Annotated in this window: 9 protein-coding genes; all 9 read right to left on the bottom strand. The window is 41.0% G+C overall.

Annotation, left to right across the window (positions count from 1 at the left end):
* Positions 1-9: 9 nt before the first annotated feature.
* Positions 10-2871 carry a contractile injection system protein, VgrG/Pvc8 family gene (locus AC2SLN_RS03640; RefSeq protein ID WP_486550752.1) on the bottom strand — a complete coding sequence of 954 codons (2862 nt, stop codon included), beginning with the start codon at positions 2869-2871 and terminating at the stop codon, positions 10-12.
* 90 nt (positions 2872-2961) lie between these two features.
* Positions 2962-4098, bottom strand: coding sequence for a type VI secretion system protein TssA (tssA, locus tag AC2SLN_RS03635; protein WP_486550753.1), 1137 nt, complete (start codon positions 4096-4098; stop codon positions 2962-2964).
* Positions 4088-6922 (bottom strand): type VI secretion system ATPase TssH, encoded by a 2835-nt coding sequence (tssH, locus tag AC2SLN_RS03630; protein WP_486550755.1) that lies wholly within the window; start codon positions 6920-6922, stop codon positions 4088-4090. Before tssH ends, tssA begins: the two co-directional genes overlap by 11 nt.
* A 151-nt stretch (positions 6923-7073) precedes the next feature.
* Positions 7074-8096, bottom strand: coding sequence for a type VI secretion system baseplate subunit TssG (gene tssG, locus AC2SLN_RS03625; protein ID WP_486550756.1), 1023 nt, complete (start codon positions 8094-8096; stop codon positions 7074-7076).
* Positions 8060-9883, bottom strand: coding sequence for a type VI secretion system baseplate subunit TssF (gene tssF, locus AC2SLN_RS03620; protein WP_486550758.1), 1824 nt, complete (start codon positions 9881-9883; stop codon positions 8060-8062). Before tssF ends, tssG begins: the two co-directional genes overlap by 37 nt.
* A gap of 42 nt (positions 9884-9925) precedes the next feature.
* Positions 9926-10417, bottom strand: coding sequence for a type VI secretion system baseplate subunit TssE (tssE, locus tag AC2SLN_RS03615; RefSeq protein ID WP_486550759.1), 492 nt, complete (start codon positions 10415-10417; stop codon positions 9926-9928).
* Positions 10418-10536: 119 nt separating this feature from the next.
* Positions 10537-11040: an Hcp family type VI secretion system effector gene (locus AC2SLN_RS03610; RefSeq protein WP_486550761.1), complete on the bottom strand. Its 504-nt coding sequence runs from the start codon at positions 11038-11040 to the stop codon at positions 10537-10539.
* A 40-nt stretch (positions 11041-11080) separates the two neighbouring features.
* A complete protein-coding gene (gene tssC / locus AC2SLN_RS03605; RefSeq protein ID WP_486550762.1) occupies positions 11081-12562 on the bottom strand; it encodes a type VI secretion system contractile sheath large subunit in 1482 nt (493 codons plus the stop codon).
* Positions 12563-12565: 3 nt separating this feature from the next.
* Positions 12566-13078 (bottom strand): type VI secretion system contractile sheath small subunit, encoded by a 513-nt coding sequence (gene tssB, locus AC2SLN_RS03600; protein ID WP_486550764.1) that lies wholly within the window; start codon positions 13076-13078, stop codon positions 12566-12568.
* Positions 13079-13181 lie beyond the last annotated feature (103 nt).

Below are 13181 nucleotides of genomic sequence, written 5' to 3'. Positions count from 1 at the left end.
ATCTATACCCTATTTTTTGTTATAGCTTTTAGCAGCTTCTAGAACCTTCAAAAATGACTCTGGAGGTGTGTCTTCAAAATCATTATCTTCATACTCAACTTTAATAGCTATCTCAGGGACGTTTTCATGATAAGCTTTACCATCCTTGTCCAATTTTCCTTTAATAACTTGACCACCTTCAAAAAATATCTTGTACTTAAGGTTTGGTATGCCCTTACCATCTACTCCTAGATAATGAAGTCCAATCCAGTTGTTCATTTCCATATTTGGCAAGTGAGGTAATCCAATACTTACACCACTCCCACTGCCCCAATCCACCTTACTGGCTTTATACCCCGCTTGAGCAGGTGTAATTAAAGTCACATTACCCCCACTGATTTCAATACCACTGCCCCCCGCTTTTAGACTTAGCGTGTCAGGGGCGATAATCTCTATCTCATCTCGGCTATGGACGCGTAGTACTTGCTCACTGTCTAAGCGCATCTCATCCGTGTGGGCTTGTAGGGTCACATCGCCATGAGCGGCGGTGTGGGTTTGTGCTTTATTGCTGTAGTAATGGATGTCCCCTGCCACTATTTGATTGAGCTGAGTTTGACTGTGGTAATAGGTGTTATCTACTGCATGGCTGTGGCTGTTTTGGGTACTGGTGTGTTGGCTGTGTTGACCCGTTAATAAGGCTAGGTTGTGTTGTGAGTCTATTAGGATATGCGGCTGTGCCCATTGTCCTGACTCTAGTGCTTGGTTGTTGGTGTCTTCATTAAAGAGGGCAAAAGGGGTTTGAGTATCCTCTTTTGATGCTTTAGGCGTAATACCTAAGCCTACAGGTTGATGTTGCTCGGCGAGTTGACTGTAAGCCAGTTGCTGTTGGTCGGCAGTTTGTAGTTTGCTGTGGCTGTGATGACTCATGTGGGCGTGAGTGTCTGCGCTATAGCTTGTGATGTGGAGTCCGCTTGCGCCTTGCAGATTGCCGGCCGCTTTAGTCTCAAGGCTGATGCCTTGTCCTCGAGCGCTACCTCTGCTGTGGTCGGTGTGCTGGTGTAGGCTGCCAAGCGTTAGGCTGCTTTGATGGGCGGTGGTATATAGCTGACTTTGTGGATGGCTTGGGTGCTGGTCAAACATAAGCTGGTTGTAGCCATTGATGTCACTGTCTTTATTGCTATCCCCTGTGCGGCTGGTGTCGATGCTTTGAGTTTTGATGCCGTCTATGGGGTGGGCATGGGTTGGGTTGATAAACCAGACGGGGCTGGTGGCATCAATAAAGTCTGTGTCACTGGTAATACGGTTGTGCTGGGCATTGTCGTTACCTTGTCCGTTATGGGTACTGCCTATGATGATGGGCTGGGTGATATCACCGCCGATAAAGTCAACAAGGACGTGTTGCCCGTGGCGCAGGGGGTGGGTTTGTCCCATGTGGTCTGCCACTAAGTGGCTGGCTATGGGTATCCACTGGGCATCGTCTTGGCTGTCATCTGCTGTCTGCCAGTGATAGCGGATGTGTGCTCTGTGGTTGCGGTCGGTGCTGACGCTTTGAGTGTCATCGGCGATGATACTAGCGCTCATAAGGCCTGTTAGACTGGGGTGCGGTCGTCCTAAGTGCTCTAGTATGTCACCGTACGGAATATGGTGGTTGTAGGGATATGGCTGATAGAGTGCGGTAATGTGATGCACCTGATCACTGTCTGTATCTTCTTGTGCTAGGCTTGGCTGTAAGGTAATGGGGTCAAGGGGCGTACTACCTAGCCAGTTGATGGGTAGGTGGTTGTTAATCTGATGATGAATAGCGCTGATGCTAATAGGATTTGTTTGGTACGGGTTACCGCTGATGTAATGGCTGCTGGGTAGGCTTAGGTGGCGGATGTTGCCTTCTATGAGCCCGCTGTTGGCCTCTTGGATGTGCCACTGCTGGATGCGGGTGGCAAGCTGGTTCATGCCATCATTATTGAGCCGAGTATGACTGTGGATAAATCGGGTGTGGGCGGTTGACTGTTTCTGGCTATGTTCGCTTTGGTAACTGCCGGTGTGATGATCGGTCAGGCGGTTGTCATAGCGGTATAGGTCGGTTTGGGTAATGTGGTGCGCTGTGTTCGGGATTAAGGCGGTTATGCGGTCTTGGGTGTCAGCAAGATTGGCTGGGTTTTGGCTTAGGATGCTGCTGATGTCGCCGCTGTCAGGATGCAGTGTTTCATTATCATGTGGGATGAGTATTAGGGTGTGGTTGTCGTCGCTGTGCTGATAGTAGCCTGTGATACCGTAAAGGCTTAGGTGCCAAGTAAGGTAGGCAAGATCAGTTTGGTTGTATTGGACGCTGTGCTGTATGTGGATGTCATTTAGGGCATCATCGAGTTGATAGTCAAAGCTATAGGGGGCGAAGATGTCCTGTATCAGCTCGCTGAGGCTTAAGTGGTGATGGCGGCGGTTGTGACTGTTCAGGCGTAATTGGCTTAGGGCGGGTTCACAGGTGATACGGTAGGCGGCCATGCCTTGATTGCTACCTAGGGAGGTGGCTTCGGTAATGATACTGTGACGGGTTTGCAGATGATGGGTGCTTGTGCCCCAGATTAAGGTAATACTCTGCCCTATCCAGTCTTGTATGCCGAGGCTTGCATTTTCATGGATTAGGGTAAGCTGGTAGCGGTAGCCACAATATAGGCTCATCTGTCTTGTTTGATAGCTTTGTTCTGTTTGATTATGGTGATATGGACTTGGATAATGGCTGATAGTTGGCATAAGGTCTGGTATTTGCCAGACACTATCAGGCAGCTTACTGCCAAGTAGGCTTTCACAGAGATGGGCACTGCTGATAAGACTGCTGTTTATGTCTTGGTTGTCAGAGCTTAGTTGTAGATGACGGTTGGTTTGCGTCCACACCATAACAACCTCCTTTGCTATTATTAAAATTCAAAATTCATTGTTACTTTTGATATGGTTACTTTTGATTAAGTGGCCTTTGATAGCCATCGTTTAATAGCCATCATTATGCTGGTTGGGGTCTTGTGGTTTTTCTATACCAATGATGTCTGATAGGGCACTCAGCTGGTCTGGGTTTTTTATAACATGGGTCAGCCATTCATCAAGGGGCATGTCTGCCCAGTCTATGGCACGCTTTAATAGAAAGGTAACTGGACTATGCGGTTCGTTAACGGCAAAGTAGGTTTGTATTTGTCCTAGCAGCTTTAAGGCTTGCTGACGGTTGGCTTGGTGGTTTTGATTGCTTGGGTTAAAGTCTGCGACTTGACTTGATTGGCTTAGCTGTTTATGGCTTGGGGCGATAGAGGTTGGGTGTGATTGGGTATCGCTTTGTTCATCAGTTTCTGCATGTTGTTCTTGGGCTTCGTATGCTTGCGGCAATAGAGCATTAAGGTGGGTACTTAATGTGATAAGTAAGTCACTGACAGGAGCAAATACAGGGGCGTCCTCTCCCATAAGTTCATTAAGCTGTTCTGTCAGGGTTTTCCATAATTCATTCAGGTGTTGTAGTTGGCTGATAAGCTGTTGTTGCCAGTTGCTACTGCTGTTTCGGATGGCTTGATGATAGTCGCTTAGCGCCAAGCCTTCTGACTGGCTGCCAGGATCTTGTTGGCGCTGTTTATCGTGATTTCGAGCGCTTAGATACGTATTGTAGTTATAGCTATGATGCTCACTATCAGATAATGGCAGTTGCTTTAGATCCTCGGTCAGCGCTTTCACAAACCATGAATAAAGACCGGCTCTAATATCCAGACTATCGTCTTCCTCTAAAGAGGGGTGCATGCTCGTCCAATAGGTATCATTGAGCGCTTTAAGAAAAGTAATCCCATGGATAATGCCGCTAAGATGATCAGTATGAGAGAGTGCATCGACATACCATAACGCTAACTTTAAGTCTTTACTGGTGCTCGCAAGTAACGTCGCACTTTCATTTTTTACAAAGTCCCAATCGGCAACTTTAAGCTCTGTTACCCAGTCGCCTTGAGCGAGTAACGGGTCATCTTCGCTACGGGCAGCATCAATGGCATCAATACGGGGGTCAAAGGTTAAGTCTTCACCTACCCCTGCATCTGTCCCTTCAATGGGCGCTATTAGCTGTTCAATATCCATTAAATATGGGTTATTTATCATCTGCCACCTCCCCTAGCTCGGACTGTGTTTGGTCTGCTAAATGATCAGTTTGAGCCAAACTGTCCGCTGTTTTACTACTGTCATCACTGTCTTGAGCCATCTGGTTAAGAGGCACAATGGGGCTGGTGTCTAACATATAAACAAAATTATCTTGATCATCAACATCAATGGTTATTTTTGTGAGTAACTGCTTGCTTTCATCATAGCTTAGTAGCTCATTTGCCAGTTGCGGCAATAACGTATGACTGATAATGGCATCTGCATTACGGGCACCTGAATCTACCTCATAGCAACGGGATAGTATAAGCTCAATGACATCTGGGCTAATGTCACACTCAATATCATAGCTATCACGAATTCGATTGATAATCTTATCAAGCTTCAGCCCAATAATTGACGCTAGCGCCTCATCAGTCAGTGGATAATAAGGCAATACCGTTAACCGTCCTAAAAAGGCAGGCTTAAAGGCTTTGTATAATTGCGGATTTATCGCCTGTTTTAATGTATCGCTATCAGGCAGTTCAAAATTAGTATTGTCTGGGTCAGTATTGATACACTGCTGCATGATGGTAGATGACCCCACATTACTGGTCAGCAGTATGATGGTGTTTTTAAAGTCAATAATACGCCCTTCAGAGTCCTCCATAACCCCTTTATCAAATACTTGGTAAAACAGGTCTAATACATCTGGATGCGCTTTTTCAACTTCATCTAATAATAAAACACTATATGGACGTCGACGCACCGCTTCTGTTAATACCCCGCCCTCGCCATATCCGACATAGCCAGGTGGCGACCCTTTTAAAGAGGCAACACTGTGCGCTTCTTGATACTCTGATAAGTTAATAGTAATTAGGTTTCGCTCACCACCATACAACACCTCTGATAGTGCTAATGCCGTTTCAGTTTTGCCCACGCCACTAGGGCCCACTAACATGAAGATACCTTGAGGGCGGCTTGGATCATCAAGCCCTGCCTTGGCAGTGTGAATCCGTTTGACAATGGCTTCTATGGCATGATTTTGACCAACAACACGCTGCTGCAAGGTATCTGCCAACTGTAGAATGTTGTTTTTTTCATCTCCTGCCATATCATTAAGCGGAATACCTGTCCAATCAGCAATAATCTGTTTAATGACCTGCCGATCAAGTACCGAATGCACTAGACTGTAAGATAATTGTGCCTGTTTTAGCGCCTGCTCTACTTTTTGATACTCTTCTTGAACGTCAAGTCTCTTATTTGCATCAAGCTTCCCTGTTAGCTGCTTATTTAACGCATCAAGTTGCTGACTTAGCTGACGCTGCTCCTCCCATGCCTCACTCATTGCTGCGATGGCCTGATCATTTTCTTGACGTTGCTCATCCAACACCGCAATTTGTTGACTCAGTTTTTCTTTATCTTCAACATTCCCAGTGCGTTCTAACTGCTGTTCTAGGCTGCTAATATGTTGCTCTAATTGAGTTTTTTTTGCTTGCAGCGTATCTAGCTTATTTGGTATTGAAGTTTTGGACAAACTCACCCGAGCTGCTGCTGTATCAAGCACACTAACGGCTTTATCAGGTAACTGTCTATCACTGATATAACGTGCTGACAGCTCTACCGCAGCTAATAAAGCATCATCTTGGATAACAATATCAAAGTGATCCTGCATTTTTTGACTCAAACCACGAATCATAGCCACAGCGGTATCGATATCTGGCTCTTCAACTTTTACGACTTGAAAACGTCTTGAAAGTGCCGCATCTTTTTCAAAAAACTTTTTATATTCCGACCAAGTAGTCGCTGCTATAGTACGCAACTCTCCTCGTGCTAATGCAGGTTTTAACAAGTTGGCAGCATCATTTTGACCGGCTTGCCCGCCAGCACCAATCATGGTATGCGCCTCATCAATAAATAATATAATCGGCTTGGTCGACGCTTGAACCTCTTCAATAACCTGCTTAAGCCGATTTTCAAACTCACCTTTCACGCTTGCCCCTGCTTGTAACAAGCCTAGATCCAAGCTACGAATGCTGACATCTTTTAGCTGATCAGGTACAGTGCCTGCTATAATTTTTTGAGCAAGGCCTTCTACAACAGCCGTTTTGCCCACTCCCGCTTCTCCTGTTAGGATAGGGTTGTTTTGACGGCGTCTAATTAGAATATCGATTAACTGATGAATCTCAAATTCACGACCTATAACAGGGTCAATCTGATCCTGCCTTGCTTTAGCGGTTAAATCATGGGTATATTTATCTAAAGCGGGTGTTGCAAGCTGTGCAGAATGATCTTCTTCTTTGCTATCAATAGCATCATGGCTATTAGTACTATTTGATGAATAGGGTTTGATTGAGAGGTTTTGAGCTTCAGTGCTGCCTTGGCATAGTGTCTCATAATCTTCTTTTAAAGCAATAACATCAATATACTTAAACTCAGAAGGTAACTCACTTAATAACGATATATACTCTTTAAAACTCAGTAATACCAATAAGACATGTCCAGATCGAATCTGAATTTTTGCAGTAGTGCCAGTCTGTGCACTCGCCACCTGCCACGCCTCTTCAAGAAGTTGCATTAAACGATCACTAAATACTGGCGTCGAGCCACTGGCTTTATCAAAAACAGATAAATTATTTTCCAAACTAGCTAACAATGTTTTTCTATCAACCTTTGTATACTGCAGAATACACTCTACATCATTATTAGGCGTTGATAGTAACTCATAAATAAGGTGAATAATATCCACCTCTTTATGTCCTAAACTAATACACAATCGTGCTGCTTGCTGCAGACTTTGACGGCAGCTTGGACTTAAACGAGTAATGACTGCTTTTAACTGGCTCATGCTATATCCTTTTAATAGTTTTTATCTTTTAATTATTTCAATATTCTTATTTAAACATACTCTTATTAACGAATAGATTTATATCAACAACAATTATTATCAAGCCAAAACGGTCAATCAAATTCATTTGTATTCAAAAATATCTTATATCTTATCTACAAGCTTCAATAGGCAATAAGTAACGAGTATCGTCATAATTCCTCTCTGCAGGTTTAGACATTAAAAACCCACCACGCCCTAAGCTACCAAAGTTTGATTCAGACAGTGAAACTGCTTTTATATACTGTTTATCAAGTTCCAATTGAACTTCAACCGCCATCATAACCCCGCACCACTTACGCACAAAGTCGACAATTAATTGATACATGTCTCCATTAGGTAGCAGCCTCAAGTAATAATCGGCAGCCAATTGATAAATCTTTATTCTAATCTTAGTGTCATACTGTACCACTCGGCTACCACAAAAGGTAGACAACCCAAGAGCTGCATTTTGTTCGCCTAAGGCTGTCTGCTCTTCGCTGGGCAGCTCAAACCACTCAGGAACAAATTCATCAACATCCACTTTCAGACCTAAAAAGTTCGATAAGACATGAGATATTTGATGCGCAGTTACCCGTCCAGGAACTATAACCCCTGCATAAGCTATTAGACTATCAATTGAGGTTACTTTTTTAGGTTGTTGAGCCAGTGACCTTAAACATAGCAAATACTTATCTTTTTTACTATTTAGCTCATATTGCAGTGGTAAGTTGTAAAACCAACTTGAATCCACGTACAGCTCAGTTAACCTGTGGTTAAATATATCTAAGAACTCAGGTGCCGCTTTATCTTTTGCATGGATTACACGAGAAGACAAAAAATCTGTATATAATGATGGCAAAGCGGATAAAGGCCCTGTCAAGCCTATAACTGAAGGATACAGCTCTAATTGAGTACTGGTATTTTTACTGCCAGATAAATTGTCCGTTGACTCCTGCGCCACCACCTGCATTGACTCAATCTCTGCTAGCGGAAAAGCAAGTGAGAGTGATGCTCGATATTTAATTGTTAAAGGATCATAACCCAGCATTTTTTCATGGCGCAACAAGCGTACTGCTTGGAGCAACTCAAAGCGTTGTGGCTGATTCAATAAGTCACTTAAATAAGAGGAGTGAGGCCGCTGCGTGGATGACATCTATGAATCTCCTCTTTAGAACTTGCATCAACAATAAGTAACTCTACAAAACTATTTAAGCTGGCATGATAACCAAAAACGTAAGATAGTAAGTGCGCAACCTGTCTTATACTTACTTCTGCAAATTGAGCCTTATCAATGGTAATTTTAACCAAGGTTCCTCGTACATATCCCGGTTGAGGGTCTCGATGTATCCGTCTCGCTTTCACTTGAGTATCTACCGAAATAATACCTTCAATAAGCTTTCTATTTGCAGGTGACTGCTTGATATCATATAGTGACAAGAATTCTTTCATCAATGCAGCATTTTGAGATGCAAGAGATAAAAAGTTTAAGCTCATTAAAGATATTAGACGCCAACGCTCATCGCCCGTATAATCAAAACGAGCTGTTTTAGAAGGCTGCTGTAAAAATGATAAGCTACTAAATCCTGACGCAGCATCTGTGAATAAATCACCTCGACTCTGTCCAAAAAGAACTTGTGATGGCAAATCTCTATTCGTACAAAGTAAAGATGTACTCATACTAACCGTGCCACTTTTTTCCTCCTTGTTCTTTTCAACAAACATAATCTGGTATTCATATCCCTGTTGAAATTCTGCCATATTTTGATCGCGCTTAACATGGTAGTACCGTCCTTCATCATGCTGTTCGAAATGATTTAGGGCATAAAAAGGATGATACTGGCGTTGAATTAGTCGACTGTCTACTTTTTTAGACTCTATTACTTTTTTTACACTATAAACTTCGTACTGATGTAATGTATGAGTATCAGGTACTAAATCATAATATACTTGAGTATGGTTAACTTGAATGGGTTTACCCGCTGCTGAGAATAGATTTACCACCGGCGTACAAAATAACTTAATACTATTGCGACTAAGTTGCTGTAGATTTTTTAGCTTAATATTATTTTTTTTATCAAATTTAAAATAGCAGCTAAGCTCAAACCCTTTTTCATCAAACTTAAATCCTTTTGGTAAACCAGACAAGTTTAATCGCAAAAAGTTGAACTTTTGAGGAAAATAAAAGTATTCTTTTAAGAGGTTAGATGCCGCATTACTAATATTTTCTTTAGGTAGTATCTGCTGTTCAGGTTCAAAACCTAATAAATTGAACGGGGTGCCTTTTATAGTGTGTGATAGCCGGCTTTTAATTTGTGTTAACTTAACATCAAATCTTAATAAATCCCATAAACTAGCGCCTTGACTGGCATCTTCATCAATATAAATATCTATAGGATGAGTAAGCAATTTACTAAAATCAAACGCCTCATTGAGCGCTTTAAACTTAATTCTTATACATCCATTTAAATATCCATGTTTTTCTTCAAATACCTCTTGACCCATTTCAAAAACAACATCGTCAACAGCTAATGGAAAAAGCGTCACATCCTGAGTCGATTGAAATTGGCAAGCAGTACCTTTAATTTTATGGGTTGTGAAATTAGTGTTACGTGGCACCAGAACTGGATCACTTAAGGAGTTAGCTTGTACCCCTAGATTATACTGAGCTATTGATACAGAAGGAAAAGGTTTTAAATAATCAGGATATACCACTTCTAAAAGTGACTCGGTAAAATCAGCGTAGGAGTCGTCAAGTTTTTTATTAATTCGGGCACTTATGAGAGAGAAAGCTTGAATAAGTCGTTCGATGTGCGGATCATCTACTGTATCCTGAGACATTAACAAACGGTTCGCAATTTTGGGATATTTTTTTGCAAAGGCTTTAGATTGTTTATTGAACAAACTAAGCTCATGTTCAAAATAGGGAAGTAAACTATCCATAGTATCTCTTGCTTATTTAATTATGACGTGTAAGTCTATTTTTTATTTTATCTCATATCTTTGAGAACTAGGTTCAAAATAGGCATCAAAACTAACCAACTCTTGAGAGGGATAAACTTTTAGCAATGCTTCAATAGAAAAACAAAGCTGATTAACTTCCACGGCCCCAATATCAAGACTGACACTAACATTTTTTAAGCGAGAGTCCTGATGCTCAATGGTTTTAGATATCTGACGACATATATAATCACAATCAGCAGGATTAGCACTACTCAGTCCCACAAAGTCCAGAATACCGAAATTTAAGATTGATGCTTTGATTAATTCATATTCTTCGATAGAAGATGATATAACTGAACGGGTATTTAGAAGATACTCCAGGTCTCTAGCAACAGATGCCTTTAACTCTTCAATATTTAAACGTTTTACAACTCTTTCGTTTTCAGTTTTCTTTGGTTTATCATCAAATAATTGCTCAAATAAATTTGGTCTAAATCCATTTTCTCTTTTACCAAAATCACTTATTTTTCTCATTGTTAATTACCTGTTTTTAAGCTATTACCTCGAGCATTTAAAAGATCCCAAAAAAAAGAAAGGCCTATAATAAACCTTTCTTTTACATAGAATGAAAACGAAAGCCATAATAACTTATCTTAAGAAGTATAAGTCGCTGTGTTATTAGCTAATGACCATTTCTTCGTTACGGCGCCTTTAGCAGTACCATCGATATCTTGCTGCGTATAAGTCCATTCAACAGCTGCATATTTAAGACCAAATCTTTCAGTAGGAACACCTTCAGTTTCTACTGTTGGATTAACAAATGAAATTAACGCATGCTTTAGTTTAATTTCAAGATACTTAACTCGTTTATCGCCGTTTGCTCGATAAAAATCAACTTGAATCTCATCAAAAGTATAACCTGCAGAACACGCTTCCCATAACTTAGGGCTGGTTGAATCCAAGTCTTTCATGAATGTCATATCAGAATGTTCGCAACGCTCTGAAGTATGACCACCGACGCTACTAGCGGTTGCAGATTTGGGTTGGCGAATTAGATGCTCCCAAGTGTTAACTTCAAGCCAACCTCTGTGCTCGCTATCACGTGACTCACCGTCAATCTTATATTTACCTCTAAACTGAATGTAAATATCCTTCATAGTTATTACCTTTTTAAGTTATCGATTAAAAAAAATAAAGCTAACTGTTACTTGACTGCGGTAATTGGGTCACTAAACGCAAAGAAACAGATAACTCATCGAGCTGAAAATGTGGTCTTAAAAAAACCACAGACTTGTAGACACCAGGTTTACCTGGCACTTCCACAACTTTTACCGAAGCTTCACGCAATGGATATTGAGCTTTGGCTTCTTGTGAGGCACCGTCATCGAGTAAAACGTATCTTGAAATCCAATCATTTAAAAAAGACTCGACATTTCCAGCAGATAGAAAACTACCTACTTTATCACGCATCATCGCTTTAAGATAATGTGCTATGCGAGAGACTGCCATAATATACTGTAGTTGAGTTGACAACACCGCGTTCGCATTGGCATCGTCATTTTGATAAACCTTCGCTTTTTGAGTTGACTGAGCACCAAAAAAAGCAGCATAGTTTGTATTTTTACAATGCACTAAAGGGATGAATCCTAAATCACTGAGTTCTTTTTCACGGCGATCAGTGATTGAAATTTCAGTCGGACACTTTAATGCCAGGTCACCTTCATCCGTCTTGAAGGTATGAACAGGTAAACCTTCAACTAAACCACCCCCTTCAACGCCGCGAATCGCAGCACACCAACGATAATCTGAAAAGGCAGATGTTAGACGTGAAGCAAATGCATAGGCTGCATTAACCCATAAGTAATCATTATGATCAGTGCCAGAAACATCTTCAACAAAATTAAAGCCCTCAACCACAGTACCTTCTTTTGGGTTATACGGTATGCGCCCTAAGAACCTAGGAACTGTTAACGCAACATAACGTGCATCTTCTGACTCTCTAAATGCACGCCATCTAATATACTCAGCTGTTTCAAATATTTTAGATAAGTCTCTAGGTCTACCAATGTCTGTAAATGAGTCAAGACCAAACATCTCTGAGGAAGCTGCAGAGATAAATGGTGCATGCGCAGCTGCAGCAACATGAGACATTTGTTCTAACAAATAAATATCTGCATTTTGGCGAGTAAACTCAAAATCACCAATTAGCGCCGCATATGGCTCGCCACCAAAGCTGCCAAACTCTTCTTCATAAATCTTTTTAAATAAAGTGCTTTGATCAAAATCAATAGAAGATTGAAAGTCCTTTATAAGTTCTTTTTTATTGGTGTTAAGCATGCGTATTTTGAGCATAGATTCAGACGGCGTTTGACTACATAAATAATGTAGACCACGCCAACTTGATTCGAGTTTTTGAAACTCAGGGGCATGCATAATGGTACTAAGCTGCTTTGAAATAAGAGCATCTATTTGAGCAATACGATCATCTATAGAAGCAGCTAAGTTTTCAGAAATAGTAACCGTACCTTGCATTACCTCATTCGCTAATTCAGAAATTTGACTCTTGGCACGTATTTTTTCTTCTTCTGATTTAGCAATATTACTCTTGTTAACAATATCTTCTAATAAATCATATTCTGCTTCAGATGTGGTTGAGCCTTGTAAACTTTGTATACTCATTAATTACTCCTCACTGTCATTGTTATTTTGCCCAGCCATTTTTTTAACTTGTTCAGTATTTTTTAATACATCATCTAGTAAGTCTTCTAGTTTTTCATTTGCTGATATTTTATTTCGCAAATCTGCTAGACGCTCACGGGCTTGTACTAACTGACGTAGAGGCTCGACTTGATCAGCAACTGCTTCAGGTCGAAAATCATCAATACTATTAAAGGCTAGATCAACTGCAAACTCACCGCCATTATCACTTAATTCATTATCAACTCTGAAAGTAGCTCTTGGTGCTAAACCAGACATCACTTCATCGAAGGTGTCTAAATCTACTTCTACAAACTTTTTGTCTTTAAGTCTCGGTTGTTCTTGAGTGGAATCCCCTGAAAACTCTCCCATGACGCCAACAACAAAAGGGATTTCTTTTGTTTCAATCGAATCACCTATCTCTACATCATAAGTGAGATGGACGCGTGGCGCTCTAACTTTTGCTAGTTTTTTTTGTACGCTATCCTGCTTTGCCATAATTTTCACCTAACCTTTTAATTGTTGCGATACCTATTATGTATAAACACTATTTAAATTTTATTAATCGTATTGATTAAGCGCTTGTCTACTTTAAATTGTC

It is taken from the genome of Psychrobacter sp. CX90, assembly GCF_057396305.2.
The sequence above is the reverse complement of the archived record's forward strand: the minus strand, read 5'-3'. Positions and strand labels throughout refer to the sequence as shown.